General features: G+C 64.5%; 15 protein-coding genes and 1 tRNA gene. 7 read left to right on the forward strand and 9 right to left on the reverse strand.

Annotated elements, in window-relative coordinates; genetic code table 11:
• Positions 1–50: 50 nt before the first annotated feature.
• Positions 51–515, forward strand: coding sequence for a low molecular weight protein-tyrosine-phosphatase (locus NSO95_RS08790; RefSeq protein WP_257595819.1), 465 nt, complete (start codon positions 51–53; stop codon positions 513–515).
• On the opposite strand, the gene recG is transcribed toward NSO95_RS08790, so the two are convergent.
• Complete coding sequence (gene recG / locus NSO95_RS08795) at positions 512–2,572, reverse strand: ATP-dependent DNA helicase RecG (protein ID WP_257595820.1); 2,061 nt, start codon at positions 2,570–2,572, stop codon at positions 512–514. The two genes, NSO95_RS08790 and recG, sit on opposite strands and share 4 nt — an antisense overlap.
• A gap of 122 nt (positions 2,573–2,694) precedes the next feature.
• Between recG and NSO95_RS08800 the strand changes: the two genes are divergently transcribed.
• Both NSO95_RS08800 and mfd read left to right on the forward strand, forming a co-directional pair.
• Entirely contained in the window at positions 2,695–2,973 is a 279-nt protein-coding gene (locus NSO95_RS08800) for an FAD assembly factor SdhE (protein ID WP_257595821.1), read from the forward strand.
• A gap of 22 nt (positions 2,974–2,995) precedes the next feature.
• Complete coding sequence (gene mfd / locus NSO95_RS08805) at positions 2,996–6,469, forward strand: transcription-repair coupling factor (protein ID WP_257595823.1); 3,474 nt, start codon at positions 2,996–2,998, stop codon at positions 6,467–6,469.
• Here the strand turns inward: mfd and NSO95_RS08810 are convergent.
• On the reverse strand, positions 6,466–7,305 hold the full coding sequence (locus NSO95_RS08810; RefSeq protein ID WP_257595824.1) for an EAL domain-containing protein: 840 nt from the start codon (positions 7,303–7,305) through the stop codon (positions 6,466–6,468). The two genes, mfd and NSO95_RS08810, sit on opposite strands and share 4 nt — an antisense overlap.
• A gap of 118 nt (positions 7,306–7,423) precedes the next feature.
• Here NSO95_RS08810 and NSO95_RS08815 point away from each other — a divergent pair, with 118 nt between their 5' ends.
• Both NSO95_RS08815 and NSO95_RS08820 read left to right on the forward strand, forming a co-directional pair.
• Positions 7,424–8,212, forward strand: coding sequence for an NAD kinase (locus NSO95_RS08815; protein ID WP_257595825.1), 789 nt, complete (start codon positions 7,424–7,426; stop codon positions 8,210–8,212).
• A gap of 93 nt (positions 8,213–8,305) precedes the next feature.
• Positions 8,306–8,380 (forward strand) — tRNA-Asn (locus NSO95_RS08820).
• 403 nt (positions 8,381–8,783) lie between these two features.
• On the opposite strand, the gene NSO95_RS08825 is transcribed toward NSO95_RS08820, so the two are convergent.
• From NSO95_RS08825 to NSO95_RS08850, 6 genes are all read right to left on the reverse strand, one after another.
• The gene (locus NSO95_RS08825) at positions 8,784–9,107 is read right to left on the reverse strand and encodes a DUF5615 family PIN-like protein (protein ID WP_257595826.1); all 324 of its coding nucleotides are present in this window, start codon (positions 9,105–9,107) and stop codon (positions 8,784–8,786) included.
• On the reverse strand, positions 9,107–9,337 hold the full coding sequence (locus tag NSO95_RS08830) for a DUF433 domain-containing protein (RefSeq protein ID WP_257595827.1): 231 nt from the start codon (positions 9,335–9,337) through the stop codon (positions 9,107–9,109). The genes NSO95_RS08825 and NSO95_RS08830 overlap by 1 nt, the downstream gene beginning before the upstream one ends.
• Positions 9,338–9,401: 64 nt before the next feature.
• Positions 9,402–12,152, reverse strand: coding sequence for a preprotein translocase subunit SecA (gene secA, locus NSO95_RS08835; protein ID WP_257595828.1), 2,751 nt, complete (start codon positions 12,150–12,152; stop codon positions 9,402–9,404).
• Between the two features lie 97 nt (positions 12,153–12,249).
• Positions 12,250–12,525 (reverse strand): hypothetical protein, encoded by a 276-nt coding sequence (locus NSO95_RS08840; RefSeq protein ID WP_257595829.1) that lies wholly within the window; start codon positions 12,523–12,525, stop codon positions 12,250–12,252.
• 56 nt (positions 12,526–12,581) lie between these two features.
• Positions 12,582–13,295: an energy transducer TonB gene (locus tag NSO95_RS08845; RefSeq protein ID WP_257595831.1), complete on the reverse strand. Its 714-nt coding sequence runs from the start codon at positions 13,293–13,295 to the stop codon at positions 12,582–12,584.
• Positions 13,292–14,359 (reverse strand): energy transducer TonB, encoded by a 1,068-nt coding sequence (locus tag NSO95_RS08850; protein WP_257595832.1) that lies wholly within the window; start codon positions 14,357–14,359, stop codon positions 13,292–13,294. Before NSO95_RS08850 ends, NSO95_RS08845 begins: the two co-directional genes overlap by 4 nt.
• An 86-nt stretch (positions 14,360–14,445) precedes the next feature.
• On the opposite strand from NSO95_RS08850, the gene argJ reads away from it, so the two are divergent.
• Positions 14,446–15,672 (forward strand): bifunctional glutamate N-acetyltransferase/amino-acid acetyltransferase ArgJ, encoded by a 1,227-nt coding sequence (argJ, locus tag NSO95_RS08855; RefSeq protein ID WP_257595833.1) that lies wholly within the window; start codon positions 14,446–14,448, stop codon positions 15,670–15,672.
• Between the two features lie 17 nt (positions 15,673–15,689).
• The gene (locus NSO95_RS08860) at positions 15,690–16,469 is read left to right on the forward strand and encodes an inositol monophosphatase family protein (RefSeq protein ID WP_257595916.1); all 780 of its coding nucleotides are present in this window, start codon (positions 15,690–15,692) and stop codon (positions 16,467–16,469) included.
• On the opposite strand, the gene trxA is transcribed toward NSO95_RS08860, so the two are convergent.
• Positions 16,466–16,786 (reverse strand): thioredoxin, encoded by a 321-nt coding sequence (gene trxA, locus NSO95_RS08865; protein ID WP_257595834.1) that lies wholly within the window; start codon positions 16,784–16,786, stop codon positions 16,466–16,468. The genes NSO95_RS08860 and trxA overlap by 4 nt on opposite strands.
• Between the last annotated feature and the right edge of the window lie 20 nt (positions 16,787–16,806).

Here is a 16,806-nt window from a genome sequence, read left to right on the forward strand (position 1 = left end):
GGGGGACGATTTTCCGCCGAAACTCCCGAGCGACAGCGAAGGGCTGCCCAATGACGAAGCCTTCAGTCCTGTTCGTCTGCCTCGGCAATATCTGCCGTTCGCCGCTGGCCGAAGCCGCGCTGCGCAAAGCCGCAGCGGATGCGGGACTGGTCATCGATATCGATAGCGCGGGCACCGCCGACTACCATGTCGGCAAGGCCCCCGATCCCCGCAGCGTGGCTGAAGCCGCCGCGTTCGGTGTCGATATTTCGCACCTTCGCGCACGGCAGGTGACGGCAAACGATTTCCGCCGCTTCGATTTTATCTACGCGCTGGATCACAGCAATCTACGCGATTTGCAGCGCATCGCGCCGGCCGATGCAACCGCAACCCTCGCGCTCGTGCTCGATGCCGTGCCCGGCCGCGAAGGCGCACCGGTGGCCGACCCATATTACGGCGGCGAGGAAGATTTCCGCGCCACCCGGGAAGATGTCTACGCGGCTGCGCGGGCGATCGTCACCGCGCTTTCCGCCTAGCCGCCGCGCAGCATCTGCACGCCCCAGTCGCGTTCGAACAGATACAGCAGAATCCGCGCCGCCTCGCCGCGCGGGCCGGTCAATCCGCCATCCCGCTCGACCAACAATCGCGCATCGTCATGCGCCAGAGGTAGCAATCTGCCGATCTGCTCGAGGCTCGCCACGCGAAATGGCGTATCGCCCGACTGCCTTGTGCCGAGCAGTTCGCCGCCGCCGCGCAGGCGAAGGTCCTCTTCGGCGAGGCGAAACCCGTCCTGCGTCTCGCGCATCAGTGCCAGCCGCTCGCGCCCGGTTTCGGACAGGGCCTCTCCGCGAAGCAGCAGGCAGGTCGATTTTTCACTCCCGCGCCCGACCCGCCCGCGGAGCTGGTGGAGCTGGGCAAGGCCGAAGCGCTCAGCCTGTTCGATCACCATCAGCGTCGCAGCGGGTACGTCGACCCCGACCTCGATCACCGTGGTCGCAACCAGCAGCTTCGCCGCGCCGCTGGCAAAGCGTTCCATCGCGGCGTCCTTCAGCTCGGGCCGCAACTGGCCGTGGACCAGGACAACTTCGTCTTCGAACCGCTCCTTCAGCGAGGCATAGCGTGCTTCGGCAGCGGCGATGTCCTCGGTTTCGAGTTCGCGCACCATCGGGCAGACCCAATAGGCCTGCTGGCCGCCCGCGATATGCCGCCCCACCCCGTCGACCACTTCGGCCAGCCGATCCTGCGACACCACCCGTGTGTCGATCGGCTGGCGGCCCGGCGGCATCTCGTCGAGGCGGCTGACGTCCATCTCGCCATATTGCGCCAGTGTGAGCGTACGCGGGATCGGGGTGGCGGTCATCGCCAGCGTATGCGGTGTCCGCCTGCCCTTGGCCGCGAGTTGCAGCCGCTGCGCCACGCCGAAGCGGTGCTGCTCGTCGATCACCACCAGCGCCAGGTCGCGGTAGGTGACGCTGTCCTGAAAGATCGCATGGGTCCCCACCAGAATGTCAATCGACCCGTCGAGCAGTCCCATCAGTATGCTCTCGCGCACCCTGCCCTTGTCACGGCCGGTCAGGATGGCGACCTCGACCCCGGACGGACGCGCCATCGAGCGGAGCGTCTCGAAATGCTGCCGCGCGAGGATTTCGGTCGGTGCCAGCAGCGCAGCCTGCTTGCCTGCCTCGCAGGCGATCAGCATCGCCTCGAGCGCGACAACCGTCTTCCCCGCGCCGACATCGCCCTGCAGCAGGCGGAGCATCGGTGCCTCCTGCGCCAGATCGCCCTCGATCTCGCGCACAGAGCGTTCCTGTGCGCCCGTCAGGTGGTAGGGTAGCTCCAGCTTCGCCCGCAGCGATCCATCGCCCTGCAAGGGCTGGCCCTTCCGGCGGCGATTGTCGGCCCGCACCAGCATCAACGCAAGGCTATTGGCGAGCAACTCGTCATAGGCCAGCCGGTCGCGCGCGGCAGGATGCTCGCCCTTGTGCGCCAGCTTGAGTGCATCGGACCAGTCGGGCCATTTTTCCCGCGCGAACTGGCCCGGCTCGATCCATTCGGGGAGCACCGGAAGGCGGGAGAGCGATTGCTCAACCAGCCCGGCCACCCTTGGCTGGGTCAATCCTTCGGACAGCGCATAAACCGGCTCGCACAGCCGTGCGAGCGTATCGCCGCTCTCCTCGACGACATGGTCCGGGTGGACGATCTGCAGCATGTCGCCGTACCGGTCGAGGCGGCCTGCCACCCAGCGCTTCTCACCGACAGGCAGCTGCTTCTTCGCGGTGTAGGACGCGCGGCCGAAATAGGTCAGCGCGCAGACATTGCCGATATTGTCCTGGGCCAGCACCCGATAGGGGCCGCGTCCGGAGCGCGGCGCGCGATGCTCGGTCGGGGTCAGCGCAACGACGATCTGCTCGCCCTCCCCCGCTTCGTCCAGATTGCCGACCGGGCGGCGCGAAACGAAGCGTTCGGGCAAGTGATAGGCGACATCCCTCACCCGTCGCAGACCCAGCTTGTCGAGCGGTTTGCGCAGCTTCGGCCCGACACCCTCGAGCGTCTCGGTCTCGGCAAACAGGGGGTTGAGGATATCGGGGCGCATAGGTTAGGCAGTTTAAGCACCATCGTCATCCCGGCGAAAGGCGGGATCGGTTTCGAAGTCACCGCGCGTGTGGATAGCGATGCCAGCTTGCGCTGGAATGACGGGAGGGTTAGGCGCGCCGCATGCCCGAAGCACTCACCCTCGAAGGCCGCATGGCCCGTGCAAAGTTCCGCTCGTGGCACCGCGGCACGCGCGAGGCGGATTATATGATCGGCGGGTTCTACGATCGCTATGGTGACAGCTGGACGGAGATCGAATTGCTTTGGTTCGAGGCCCTGCTCGACGAAGACGATGTCGACGTCATGGCATGGGCGCTCGGAACCCAGCCGGTGCCGGATCGCTTTGCGGGCGAGCAGATGGATTTGATGAAGAAGCTCGACTACGTGGACATTCCTCGCTGACGAGGCGGCCGAGCAACGCACAATGCCCGATCTGAACCGCATCCTCTCGGCCAAGCAGCCGCTGACCCTGTCTTCCGTCGCGCGCGGCGCGCAGCCGCTGATCATGGCCGATCTGGCGCGAGCTTCGAAGGGGCGCGCAGTATTCATTGCGGCGGACGAGGCGGCGATGCGCGCAGTGACCGATGCCGCTCAGTTCTTCGCGCCCGAGCTGGAGGTGCTGGAGTTCCCGGCCTGGGACTGCCTGCCCTACGATCGCGCCAGCCCGGCTTTGTCGGTCAGCGCACGGCGGCTGTCGGCGCTCTATCGTCTGCAGGCGGGCAAGACCGGCTCGCAACTACTGGTGACAACCGTCAACGCGGTGCTCCAGCGCGTGCTGACCCCGTTTCGCATCCGCGAGAGCGTGCGCGAGTTCAAGCCGGGGGTCGAAATCGGGCGCGAGAGCCTGTCGGCACTGCTCCAGCGGCAGGGCTACAGCCGGACCGACACGGTGATCGACAAGGGCGAATACGCGGTGCGCGGTTCGATCGTCGACATCTTCCCTTCGGGAATGGAGGAAGGGCTGCGGCTCGACTTCTTCGGCGACGAGCTGGAAAGCCTGCGCAGCTTCGACCCTTCGACACAGATGAGCACCGGGGTGCTGAAATCGCACCTGCTCCTGCCCGCGAGCGAAGCCCTGCTCGACGAGGAGAGCATCAAGCGGTTCCGCAGCCGCTACCGCGAGTTGTTCGGCGCCACCGCAACGCAGGACCCGCTTTACGAAGCGGTGAGCGACGGGCGGCGGCTGGCCGGGATGGAACACTGGCTCCCGTTGTTCGAGGAGCGCATGGTCACGCTGTTCGATCATCTGGGCAACGAAGACCTGCTGGTGATCGACAGCGCAGCGCTGCAGGCGGGCGATGAACGGCTGAAGGACATCGCCGATTATGCCGAGCAGCGCACCAGCGCGACCGGGCAGGCAAAGGGCAGTTACCGCCCGCTGCCGCAGGATTCGCTCTATCTTTCGGCGGACGAATTCACGTCTTCGCTCGAAACGGTGCCTGCCCATCGGGCGTCGATCTTCGCCGCTCCCGAAAACGGCAAGAGCGTGGACTTCGGCTTCACTTCCGCACGCGATTTCGCTCCCGAGCGCGCGCGGGGGGACAATGTCTACGAGGCGGTAGCGGCGCATCTCGCCGCAGTTTCCAAGGCCGGGCGGAAGCCGATCTTCGCCGCCTATTCCACCGGCAGCCGGTCTCGCATCGCCTCGATCCTGTCCGAAGCCGGCGCGCGGACGGCGCTCGCCGAAAGCTGGCAGGAAGCGCTCGGCCTCGCCGCAAAGGGCTCGGCGGTCGCGCTGGTTCTGCCGGTCGAGACCGGCTTCGCCAACACCGAACTCGAATTGCTGAGCGAGCAGGACGTGCTGGGCGACCGGCTCGTCCGCCGCCGCAAGCGCAGGAAGGATTCGGACGCCTTCCTGGCAGAGCTTCAGGCGCTGGGTCGCGGCGATCTCGTGGTCCATGTCGAACACGGGATCGGCAAGTACCTCGGGCTCGAACCGGTCCCGGTCGGGCAGTCGAAGCACGATTGCGTGATGCTCGAATACCGCGGCGGCGATAAGCTCTATATCCCGGTCGAGAACATCGACGTGCTCAGCCGCTACGGCTCGTCCGAAGAAGCGGTCATGCTCGACCGGCTCGGCGGCGAGGCCTGGCAGAAGCGCCGTGCCCGGCTGAAAGAGCGCATCCGCGAAATCGCCGGCGAATTGCTCAAGGTCGCCGCCGAACGCGCGCTGCGCAAGGCCCCGGTGCTTCCCGCAGAAGACGGACCCTACAACCAGTTCGTCGAGAAATTCCCGTGGGAGGAAACCGACGACCAGGATCGCGCCATCGCCGACGTTCTGGCCGATCTCGAAGGCGGGAAGCCGATGGACCGGCTGGTGTGCGGCGATGTCGGTTTCGGCAAGACCGAGGTCGCTCTGCGCGCCGCTTTCGTCGCGGCGATGAACGGCAAGCAGGTCGCTGTGGTCGCCCCCACGACGCTGCTGGCGCGCCAACACTACACCAATTTCGTCGAGCGGTTCGCCGGCTTCCCGCTCAAGATCGGCCGCCTGAGCCGGCTCGTTCCGGCGAAGGAAATTACCGAGACCCGCGAGGGGCTGGAGAGCGGAGATATCGACATCGTCGTCGGCACCCACGCGATCCTTTCGAAGCAGACGAAGTTTCGCGACCTCGGCCTGGTGATCGTCGACGAGGAGCAGCGCTTCGGGGTCAACCACAAGGAAAAGCTCAAGCAACTGCGAGCCGATGTGCATATGCTGACGCTCACCGCCACCCCGATCCCGCGCACGCTGCAGATGGCGATGTCGGGCCTGCGCGAACTCTCGACCATCCAGACCCCGCCGGTCGACCGCCTCGCGGTGCGGACCTATGTGATGGAATGGGACGACATGGTGATGCGCGAGGCGCTGCTGCGCGAGCATCATCGCGGCGGGCAGAGCTTCATCGTCGTCCCGCGTATCTCGGACATGGAGGGCATCTCGGACTGGTTGCACCAGCATGTGCCCGAGGTGAAGTTCGTCGCAGCGCACGGCCAGATGGGCGCAGGCGAGATCGAGGAGCGGATGAGCGCCTTCTACGAGGGCAAGTACGATGTGCTGCTCTCGACCACGATCGTGGAGAGCGGGCTCGACCTGCCGAGCGCGAACACGATCATCATCCACCGCGCGGATATCTTCGGGCTCGCCCAGCTCTACCAGCTGCGCGGGCGCGTCGGGCGCGCGAAGCTGCGCGCCTATGCCTATCTGACCTATGGGGCGGATACCCAGCTGTCGGAAGTTGCCGAGAAGCGGCTCAAGGTGCTGGGCGATCTCGACAGCCTCGGTGCGGGCTTTCAGCTGGCGAGCCACGATCTCGACATCCGCGGGGCGGGCAATTTGCTCGGCGACGAGCAGTCGGGGCATATCCGCGAGGTCGGCTTCGAACTCTACCAGTCGATGCTGGAAGACGCGATCCTCGCCGCCAAGGCCGGTGCGGCGGGGCTGTCGGCCAAGCCCGATACCGTCAGCCCGCAAATCACCGTCGATGCCCCGATCATGATCCCCGAGGAGTATGTGCCCGATCTCGCGGTGCGCATGGCGCTGTATCGCCGCCTCAACGATGCGGGCGACAAGGCCGAGATCGAAGCCCTGGCGGCGGAGATGATCGACCGCTTCGGCCCGTTACCCGATGCGACAGCCAATCTCGTCAAGCTGATCGAGATCAAGCATCAGGCGATCACCGCCAACATCGCCAAGATCGATGTCGGCGCGCGCGGCACGCTGGTGAGCTTCCACAAGGATGACTTCCCCGACCCGGCAGGCCTGCTCGCCTATGTCGACCGATTGCAGGGCACCGCCAAGCTGCGGCCCGACATGAAGCTGGTGATCAATCGCGCATGGGGCGATCCGAAGTCGCGGCTCAACGGGCTGTTCCAGCTGACCAAGGGCCTGAGCGCGATTGCACGCAAGGCAAAAGCCTAGTTCTTCCCCGGCAAAAAGAAGGACTGAAGCGCCGCGAATTCGCTCGCACTGAGCGGCTTTGCGCCAAGGAAGCCTTGCCAGCGGTCGCAACCCTCGCGGCATACTGCCTTGCGCTGGGCTTCGGTCTCGACCCCCTCTGCGATGACCCGCAGATCGAGCGCATGGGCCATCGCCATGATTGCGCGGAACACTGCGAGGTCCTGCCGATCGGTCGCAATGCCTTCGACCATCGAGCGATCGAGCTTCAGCGCGGCGAGCGGCAGCACCTTGAGATAGCGGAAATTGCAGAACCCGGCGCCGAAATCGTCAAGCGCAATGGAAATGCCGTCGTTGACCATCTGCCGCAATACGGTCGCGGTCACATCGAGCCGGTCGACCAGCGCCTGTTCGGTGATTTCCAGTGTCAGGCGCGAGGCGGGGAAACCCGAGCGCGAGAGACTTTCCCGGATAACGCCGGGATAGGATTCATCCGCGAGGTCGTCCGGTGTTGCATTCAACGACAGTCGAACGGCTTCGGGGAATTTCGTCGCCGCAGACATGGCCGCCTGGCACAGGTACCGCGTAAGCGGCCCCGCCAGCCCGGCCTCCTTTGCCAGCTCGAACACGCGGTCCCCTGACAGCTCGCCCGCGTCCGGATGGTACCAGCGCAGCAGCGCCTCGGCTCCTGCAAGGCTGCCATCGGCACACAGGAACTGCGGCTGGAACAGGACCTCGACAGTGCCCAGTTCGATTGCCTGCTCGAGTTCGGTCGCAAAGCGCGGTACCGGCTTCTGGCGGCGATCAATACGGCCACGGCGGTCGATCATCGGATGGTCAATCTCGGCAACATAGTTCATGCAGTGTCGCCTAGTCGCACCCGGCACGCAATGGTGCTGCGATTTCAAGCGCGTTGCCAAATGGCACAGCCGACCATAGGGTCCGCCCGCGCCCCGATCACGGGGACCCGAGGGGACGATGGGCAGCAATCACGGCTTCCGCAAACTGGCGCTGGAGATATCCGACACCGCCAAGGCGATCGAGACCGCGCGCGAGCTGCAAGGCGAGCACGACTGGGTGCCGATCGCAGAGGCCGACGCGGTTGTCGCGCTCGGCGGCGACGGATTCATGCTGTCTGTGCTCCACGCCATGCTCGACCGGGGGCAGATCCTGCCCTGTTACGGGGTCAATCGCGGCACCGTGGGTTTCCTGATGAACAAGTACCGGCACGGGGCGAGGATCCTCGACAAGGTCAACCGCTCGCGTTCGATCGGCATATCGCCCCTGCGGATGGAAGCGGTGACGCAGGACGGCCAGCGGCACGTCGAATGCGCGATCAACGAAGTCTCGCTGCTGCGCGAGAAGCGCCAGACGGCAAAGCTGGAAGTGTCGGTCGACGACAAGGTCCGGATCAAGGAACTGGTGGCCGATGGTGTACTGGTAGCGACCCCCGCCGGATCGACCGCCTACAATCTGTCCGCCAATGGCCCGATCCTGCCGCTCGATTCGCAGCTGCTCGCGCTGACCCCGATCAGCGCCTTCCGCCCTCGCCGCTGGAGCGGAGCGATCCTGCCCGACCGCGCCAGCATCAGGATCACTGTAAACGAGCCCGACAAACGCCCGGTTGCGGCCGTCGCCGACCAGAAGGAAGTGCGCGACATTGCTGAAGTCAGCATCGAGATCGCACGCGATTCCGAACTGACGCTGCTGTTCGATCCGGGCCATTCGCTCGATGAGCGCATCGTCGCCGAACAATTCGCCACCTGACCCCGGCGGCGCAACGCAAAACGGGGTTGCAAAGCCGAATTGCCGCCCATATAGGCGCGCTCTCGCCTTCCTCCATACCGCTTGGAAGGCTGCTCCCCGATAGCTCAGCGGTAGAGTAGGTGACTGTTAATCACTTGGTCGTTGGTTCGAATCCAACTCGGGGAGCCATTTTCTTCTTGCTCTGAAATCGGCACATGATCGTCTCGATGCAGCGCGTTTTGTCGCGCAGGTGTTGACACGGGAGCCCGCTTTTGCGCACCTCGCCGTACGATCTGTTTCTAAGCGCTTTCATATGTTTACATGGTGTTTCGAAGAGCCTCGCTGTCACACCGCCGAGTTGGTCGAAGCTGACGCTAGTGCATCTTCCGCGCCTGGGGACCAGCACGCGAAAGTTGGCAAGGTCGACGCCCCTCCCGCCCCGAACGCGAATACGCGCGTGGCCAACGGAAATTTCCGAGCGTGTGCTTTCGCAGATCGACGAAGAGAAAGAACGGCACCAGCCTATCCCACCGCTCGCGTGTAGGAAAATGCTTTGCGCCGCGACTGACAGCAAAAAAGTGCGTTGCGAAATTCAGCGAACTTCCACGAACCGCTCGCCCGAATTCAATGCCGACTCGATCCGTTCCCACCGTGGCATGAGCCATGCAACAAGCGCCGCATTGGTCGCATTGCCACATCGGAGCCATAGGAAGGCGAACCGGTCGGGCAGCCGCAGAGTCACGAAATCCTCATCTTTGCTGACGAGCACCGACCCGGTCTCACCGGCCCGAGATGCGATGTCTTCGTCGCTCGCGGCGATCAGCCCGCATTCAAAAACGTGAATTGCATCATGACCCCGCTCGCGCAGCCAACTGCACAAGGCGGGAGGCAATTGTGCATCCACCAGGAATTTCATCAGGCGGCGAGCACGACCATATGATCGGCCTGAGCCGCAGCGTAGGCCAGCACCGCGCGGATGTCCTCTTCGGTCAGATAGGCGAAGTCGGCGACGATGTTCGCCGGAGTGGCACCGCCAGCCATCATCTCGAGCACGTCACTGACACGCACGCGGGTCCCGGTTACCACAGCACGACCACCGCAAACTTGCGGGTCTACCGATATCCGGGGAAAGCCTGCCAAGGTCATGGCATATAGATGCGCGACATGCCCTGCCCCGTCAACCTTGGGCGGCCACCAGCCCCGCGCACCCTCACCCCATCGCGCCGTGGCAGTGCTTGTACTTGTTGCCCGAACCGCAGGGGCACGGAGCGTTGCGGCTCACTTCCATGTCCTTGTAGGGATCGTCCGGGAAATGCCCGCCCGGCCCGGCGGCTGCTTGGGGACTGCCTGCCAGCGCACCGAACAGCGCCGCGCGGCTTTCTGAGCCGTCGCCGTCGTTCGAATTGTCGAGCCCGGTCAGCGGGTCGATGTGGCCGGTGAGGAAATCGGGCAGATCGGGCAGGCTTGGCGGGGGCGGCGGTTCGGCGATGCGCAGCTCGCTCTTCACCAGGATCGAGGTCACATTCTCGCGCAACGTCTCGAGCATGCTCTCGAACAGCGAGAAGGCTTCCTGCTTGTATTCGTTGATCGGCTGCTTCTGCGCATAGGCGCGCAGGAACACGGCCTGACGAAGTGCGTCGAGCGTCGCGAGGTGTTCCTTCCAGTAGTGGTCGAGCCGTTCGAGCAGGATGCTCTTTTCGACCCGGCGCCAGATCGCCGGATCGGCGCCTGCCATTTTCCGGTCCATGATCTCGTCGGCCGAAGCGCGCAGGCGTTCCTCGATCATTTCGGGTTCGACCTGGTCTTCCTCCAGCCACGCCTCGAACGGCGGTTCCAGGCCGAGCGTGTCGCGCACCTTTTCGCGCAGCCCGGCGATATTCCACTGTTCGGGGTAGGATCCGGGCGGGCAATGCTCTGCGACGATCGCCTCGATCGCATCGTGGCGCATGTTGACCACCACGTCGTCGACCGCCTCGCTGTCCATGATCTCGGCGCGCTGCTCGTAGATGACCTTGCGCTGGTCGTTCATCACGTCGTCGTATTGCACAACCTGCTTGCGCTGGTCGTAATTGCGCGCTTCGACCTTCTTCTGAGCGGTCTCGATCGCTTTCGACAGCCACTTGCTGCCGATCGCCTCGCCATCGGCGAGGTTCGAATTCATCATCTTGGCAAACAGCGTGTCCGGCCCGAAGATGCGCAGCAGGTCGTCTTCGAGGCACAGGTAGAAGCGGCTGAGGCCGGGGTCGCCCTGGCGGCCCGAACGGCCGCGCAGCTGGTTGTCGATCCGGCGGCTTTCGTGCCGTTCGGTGCCGAGCACGAACAGCCCGCCCGCTTCCTTCACTTTCTGCCGCTCGGCCATCACCTCGGCCTTGATCCGGTCGATTTCCAGATCGCGCTTGGGGCCTTCGGGCACATCGGCAAGCTCGTCCTCGATGCGGAACTCGATATTGCCGCCGAGCTGGATGTCGGTCCCGCGGCCCGCCATGTTGGTGGCGATGGTCACCGCACCGAGACGGCCCGCCTGCGCCACGATCCGCGCTTCCTGTTCGTGGAAGCGTGCGTTGAGCACCTCGTGCTTCACGCCTTCCTTGTCGAGGAACTGGCTCAGCAGCTCGGATTTCTCGATCGATACCGTGCCGACCAGCACCGGCTGGCCGATCTTGCTTTTCTCGGCAATCGACTTGGCGATCGCGCCGAACTTGTCGAGCGTGTTCTTGTAGAACTCGTCTTCCTCGTCGATCCGCTGCACCGGCACGTTGGTGGGGATGGTGACGACGTTCATCTTGTAGATGTCCCAGAACTCGCCCGCTTCAGTCGCGGCGGTGCCGGTCATGCCGGAGAGTTTGGGATACATGCGGAAGTAGTTCTGGAAGGTGATCGAGGCCATGGTCTGGTTCTCGGGCTCGATCTTGACCCCTTCCTTCGCCTCGACCGCCTGGTGCAGGCCGTTCGACCAGCGGCGGCCGTCCATCATGCGGCCGGTAAACTCGTCGATGATGACGACCTTTTCGTCTTTCACGATGTAGTCGGTGTCGCGCTTGAACATGATGTTCGCCTTGAGCGCCTGGTCCAGGTGATGAACCACCATCGTGTTCTCGACATCGTAAAGGTTGTCGGTCTGCAGCAGCCCGGCATCGGCGAGCATCTGCTCGATCGATTCGTTGCCGTCTTCGGTCCACGAGATGTTCTTCGACTTCTCGTCCTTCTCGTACCATTCTTCCGGCACCTGCTTCACGATCTGGTCGAGCGCGACATAGAGATCGGACTTGTCCTCGGTCGGGCCGGAAATGATCAGCGGGGTGCGCGCTTCGTCGATCAGGATCGAGTCCACCTCATCGACGATCGCGTAATTGAACGGGCGCTGCACCATCTGCTCGCGCGAGTGCTTCATGTTGTCGCGCAGGTAGTCGAAACCGAGCTCGTTATTGGTCGAGTAGGTGATATCGGCGTTGTAGGCCTCACGCCGCTCGAACTCGCTCAGGTTGGGCACGATCACCCCGATGGAGAGCCCGAGGAAGCCGTGCAGCTGCCCCATCCACTCGGCGTCGCGCCTGGCGAGATAGTCATTGACGGTGACGACGTGGACGCCCTTGCCCTCGATCGCATTGAGATAGGTCGCCAGCGTCGCGACCAGCGTCTTGCCCTCGCCCGTGCGCATTTCCGCGATCTCGCCGCGGTGGAGCACGATGCCCCCGATCATCTGCACATCGAAGTGCCGCATGCCGAGCACGCGGACTGATGCCTCGCGCACGGTGGCGAAGGCTTCGGGCAGGATATCGTCGAGCGTCTTCCCCTCGGCGAGCATCGCCCGGAACTTGTCGGTCTGCGCCTTCAGTTCGTCGTCGGTCAGTGCCTGGATCTGCGGTTCGAGCGCATTGATCTGGTTGACGATCTTGCCGAGCGTCTTGACGTAACGGTCGTTGGCCGAGCCGAAAATGGACTTGCTGATTGCCTTGAGCATGGAAGGGCTTTCGAGATGCGGATTTTATGGGGCATTCGCCGCGCACACAGACGTGCGCCGGACGAATCGGAATTCGGATAATGTCAGCTGTTGCGCGCTATTCGAGCGCGCGGTCCGGCCCGAGATAGAGCGGCGGAATATTGACCAGCACCGGCTTGCGCGGCTTGCACCCGGTGCTCGACTTCTTCCTGCTGAAAGGCTGATTGGTGCGCTTTTCCGCGCAATCGCAGCGCTGCTCGCGCCCCTGTTCACTGACGCAGGAACCGTTCGAAACCTGCTGGCTCATTGCCTCCGCCGCCGATACGCTCAGCGGCGCGCCCACGGCAGCAAGGCCGGTGATCAGCGCAAGGCAGGCGAGAAGACGACGCAGCATGGTGGCGGAGATATAGGGGTTATGGGGCGGCAAGTCCACTCTCGCGGTTTGGCTCTCTACCACGCGATCTCGTTGACTACGGTTCGTGGGCGCAAGCTGACCGCCGATCCCCCGCCGGTGCCTTGATCGCCCAGTTTGCGCAATTGGGCGCAGGTTTCCTTGTCGAGGCTGGCGAAGCCAGAGCTGCGCAGGATCTTGCAGCTGCTGACCTTGCCGTAGGGTTCGACCGTAATCTCGAACTTCACCACGCCGCGAGCCTTTTCTTCGACTGCGGCCTTGGAGCGTTTCCAGCCGAATTGGCTCGCCCGCAGCATCCCGCCAGAATCGACCAGCCAGCGCACCCTGCCGGAATAGCTGCCTTCGACCGGCTCGCCGCGCCGCTGCGCAGGATCGAAGCGTGCGCGGCGCGTAATCCAGCGGCAGGTCAGTTCGTCCAGCCGTGAAAAGCCGCTGCTCCGGGTGATCCGGCATCCGGAAACGCGGCCTTCCTTGCTGATCGTCAGGCGGAAATCGGTGTTGCCTTCCTCGTCCAACAGCATCGCAATCTTCGGGTAGTCGGCGGAGATGATCCAGCCGCCCGGATTGTTGCGCGGCATGGCCATCCGGCTGTCGGGCACCGAAGGGGGCGGCGGATCGTAGGCGATCGGTCGGGGAGGAGCAGGAACCGGCGCGACCCGGATCGACGGCGCGTCGGGAGGGGCCGGCTGGCTCTCCGGTGCCTCTGGAGGATCGACGAGGATCATGGTCAGGGCAAGTACCGACACAATCATTCATCGACCCCCAGCTCTTCCTCCATCGAAAAAACCACCTTGGTCCTCCGCGCGACAAATTCGCCGTTCGGCGCCATCGCCTTCTGCACGCCGCGCAATTCGGCATTTTTGCAGAAATCCGCGCCAACCATTGCTCCGGCGGGGATTCTGCCTTCCTCGATGACAGTGCAGCTCACGACCTTGCCATCCTTGTCGGCAACCACTTCGAAACCGGACTTGCCGTTACCGACCAGCGGCAGCGACATCGGGCCCGGGCTGTAGGTAGCTGCGGGCGGCGCAACGGTGGTCGTCGTGTTTGGCAGCTTCCAGCTGACCCTGCGGACGAAGCGGCCGGTGGTCGGATTGTTCTCCAGGTCGCGCGCCGGTGTGAACGGCGCGAGTGCTCCGACGTATTGGCAGCTGGCAATGTCGAGAGGTTCATGCCCGGAACTCACCGTCACCGAGCAATCGGCCATCCCGCCCTCGGGATCGCTTGTGACCGTGATAGTCGTTACCCCTTCCAGCCGCGCTTCGCGTGCCTCGGACGGGAAATCGTTCAGCGTAGGGTCGCGGTAAAATCCATCCTGCGCACTCGGTCCGCGCGGCAGGACTGCCGTTACCGGACCTGAGCTCGTGGCGATCATGACCGGTGGCGGCACCGCCCTGTCCGATACCGGGCGCCACTCGACTGCATGGTCCCATGTCGAAGCGATCGGTTCTGCTCTGGCGTTGGTCGCCGGGATGAAAATCGCCCTCTCTGCAAGAGACGCGCAAGCTTCGTCGTCGAAGGATTTCAGACCGCTGCTGCCCGTGACCACACAGTCGGCAACCCGGCCCCATTTGTTGACCGCGAGGCGAACCCGCGTCGGCCCGGTCAACTCCTTCCGGGTCGCCTCGTCGACCGCGCGGTCGAGCCAGACCCAGGCGGAGGGTTTGTTCTCCGGCTCGACCACCTGGTTAGGCCGAAAGGTTTCCGATTGCGGCGACGGCCTGAGAGCCTCGATGCGCTGCGGCGGGGATGGCGCGAGCGTGACACCGGGGACCGGCTGCGCGGCGGCAAGCAGCGAAACGACAAGCGAAATCATGGGCGACCCTCCAATCGCCCCAGCTAGCCGATTGCCGCGCGGCAAAGCAAGCTTGCAGCGGCGTTGCCGCAATCCTACGAGGCCGCATGGATCTCGCCCCTTCCCCGCTTGCCCTGCCCTTCCCCGCGATGCCTGCTATCGAGGGTGTGACGCTGCGCATCGCGCGTGCAGGCTACAAGCGCTGGGATCGCGCCGACCTGACCTATGCCGAACTGGCGGAGGGGACCGCGGTCGCCGGGGTGTTCACCCGCAGCGCCTGCCCGTCGAGCGAAGTCGAGCTGGGGCGCGAACAGGTCAAGGCTGGAAAGGCCCGCGCGCTGGTGGTCAATGCGGGCAATTCCAACGCCTTCACCGGCTATCGCGGGCGCGAGGCGGTGGAGCAGATCATGGCGCAGGTCGCGGATCATCTCGGCTGCACGCGCGAGGAAGTGTTCGTCTCCTCGACCGGGGTGATCGGTGTGCCGCTGCCGAAGGACAGGGCGCGCGCAGGTGTCGCCGCCGTGCTCGATGCCTCCCCGGCAAGCTGGGCGGATGCGGCCAACACCATCGGCACCACCGACACATTCCCCAAGGGCGCGACTGCATCTGCCATCGTCGGCGGCACCCGGGTCGCAATTGCCGCGATCGTAAAGGGCAGCGGGATGATCGCGCCCGACATGGCGACGATGCTCGGCTATATCTTCACCGATGCGGCGGTCGAGCCGGCATTCCTTCAGCAGGTGCTGTCCGATGCCAACCGGCGGACTTTCTCCTGCATTACGGTGGATAGCGACACCTCGACCAGCGACACGGTGCTCGCCTTCGCCACCGGCAAGGCAGGCAATCCGCCCCTCGCCAGCTTCGACAGCGATGGTGCCGATGCCTTCGCCGCCGCCCTTCACGATGTCTGCCGCCAGCTCGCCCATCTGGTGGTGCGCGACGGTGAAGGAGCGTCGAAGTTCATCGCCATCTCGGTCTCGGGCGCGGTGTCGGACGAGAGCGCTCACCGCGTCGCCATGTCGATCGCCAATTCGCCGCTGGTCAAGACCGCGATCGCGGGCGGGGATGCCAACTGGGGCCGCGTCGTCATGGCGGTCGGCAAGGCGGGCGAGCCGGCAGACCGCGACCGGTTGTCGATCGCATTCGGCGGCACCTGGACTGCACGCAATGGCGTCCCGGTGGAAGGCTATGACGAAGCCCCGGTCGCCGCGCACCTCAAGGCCAGCGAAATCGAAATCGCGGTCGATCTCGGTATAGGCGAGGGCCGTGCAACCGTATGGACCTGCGACCTGACCCACGGCTACATTTCGATCAACGCGGATTACCGCTCGTGAGCCCGCTCGACACCGCCATGCGCGAACTGCTGGTGCGCGTATCGCGCGAGGTCATCCTGCCGCGCTATCGCAACCTCGAAGCGAGCGAGATCGCCGACAAGGGCAAGAACGAGCTGGTCACGATCGCCGATCGCGAAGCCGAAGCGATGCTGACCGAGGGTGTTGAGAGGCTCGAACCCGGCCTTGCCGTCGTCGGCGAAGAGGCGTGCGAGGGCGACCCTTCGCTTTACGATGGCTTGTCGCAACGCTGCTGGATCATCGACCCGATTGACGGAACCGGAAATTTCGCCGGCGGCAATCCGCCGTTCGGCATCCTTATCGCACTGGCAGACGGCGGGGTGACGCAGGCGGGCTGGATCTACGATCCGCTGCAGGATCGCTTCTGCCATACAAGACTGGGCGGAGGTGCCTTCATCGACAGCGAGCGGGTGACGGTGCGTACCACCGGCGAGACGCCACCGGTTGCGGGTATCTCGACCCTGTTCATGCAGGACGGTCGACGGGAGAAGGTTCAGGAGCACATCGCCCCGCATTACACCCTGGTCGATATTCCCCGCTGCGCTGCAGAACAGTATCCGCGCCTCGCGTTGGGGGTGAACGATGTCTCGCTGTTCGAGCGCACCCTGCCGTGGGACCATGCCGCAGGCGTCCTGTGGCTCAACGAGGCGGGCGGGCTGGCGGCGCGGCCGGACGGCTCACCCTATCGGGTCGACGAATGGCAGCGCCCCGGCCTCATCGGTGCCGCCTCCCCCGCGCTGTGGCACGAGCTGGCGGCGCGGATGGAGAAGTTGGCCTAGAGCTCGCTTTCGAGCCAGCCTTTGAGCTGGTTTTTGGGTGCCGCGCCAAGCTTTTGCGCGACCGGCTTGCCGTCCTTGAACAGCACCATGAAGGGGATATTGCGCACCCCGATCTCGCCCGGCACGCCGGGGTTCTCCATGATGTCCATCTTGGCGATGGTCACTTGGCCCGCCAGTTCCTCGCTGATTTCCTCCAGCGCCGGGGCAATCATCTTGCACGGGCCGCACCAGTCGGCCCAGAAATCCACCAGCACTGGCTTGTCTGAATCGAGCACGTCGGAACGGAAGCTGGCATCGGTGACATTGATCGTCGCCATGGGAAATCTCCTGTCAATTG

Source organism: Parerythrobacter lacustris (assembly GCF_024626475.1).
GTDB classification, from domain to species: Bacteria; Pseudomonadota; Alphaproteobacteria; order Sphingomonadales; family Sphingomonadaceae; genus Parerythrobacter_A; species Parerythrobacter_A lacustris.

Bases quoted from the DNA above. Each gene is read 5' to 3' on its own strand.
- NSO95_RS08800 (WP_257595821.1), top strand. From the start codon at position 2,695: ATGCCCGAAGCACTCACCCTCGAAGGCCGCATGGCCCGTGCAAAGTTC.
- NSO95_RS08825 (WP_257595826.1), bottom strand. From the start codon at position 9,107: ATGAAATTCCTGGTGGATGCACAATTGCCTCCCGCCTTGTGCAGTTGG.
- trxA (WP_257595834.1), bottom strand. From the start codon at position 16,786: ATGGCGACGATCAATGTCACCGATGCCAGCTTCCGTTCCGACGTGCTC.
- NSO95_RS08860 (WP_257595916.1), top strand. From the start codon at position 15,690: ATGCGCGAACTGCTGGTGCGCGTATCGCGCGAGGTCATCCTGCCGCGC.
- NSO95_RS08840 (WP_257595829.1), bottom strand. From the start codon at position 12,525: ATGCTGCGTCGTCTTCTCGCCTGCCTTGCGCTGATCACCGGCCTTGCT.
- NSO95_RS08830 (WP_257595827.1), bottom strand. From the start codon at position 9,337: ATGACCTTGGCAGGCTTTCCCCGGATATCGGTAGACCCGCAAGTTTGC.
- recG (WP_257595820.1), bottom strand. From the start codon at position 2,572: ATGCGCCCCGATATCCTCAACCCCCTGTTTGCCGAGACCGAGACGCTC.
- NSO95_RS08810 (WP_257595824.1), bottom strand. From the start codon at position 7,305: ATGAACTATGTTGCCGAGATTGACCATCCGATGATCGACCGCCGTGGC.
- secA (WP_257595828.1), bottom strand. From the start codon at position 12,152: ATGCTCAAGGCAATCAGCAAGTCCATTTTCGGCTCGGCCAACGACCGT.
- NSO95_RS08845 (WP_257595831.1), bottom strand. From the start codon at position 13,295: ATGATTGTGTCGGTACTTGCCCTGACCATGATCCTCGTCGATCCTCCA.
- NSO95_RS08790 (WP_257595819.1), top strand. From the start codon at position 51: ATGACGAAGCCTTCAGTCCTGTTCGTCTGCCTCGGCAATATCTGCCGT.
- NSO95_RS08815 (WP_257595825.1), top strand. From the start codon at position 7,424: ATGGGCAGCAATCACGGCTTCCGCAAACTGGCGCTGGAGATATCCGAC.
- argJ (WP_257595833.1), top strand. From the start codon at position 14,446: ATGGATCTCGCCCCTTCCCCGCTTGCCCTGCCCTTCCCCGCGATGCCT.
- NSO95_RS08850 (WP_257595832.1), bottom strand. From the start codon at position 14,359: ATGATTTCGCTTGTCGTTTCGCTGCTTGCCGCCGCGCAGCCGGTCCCC.
- mfd (WP_257595823.1), top strand. From the start codon at position 2,996: ATGCCCGATCTGAACCGCATCCTCTCGGCCAAGCAGCCGCTGACCCTG.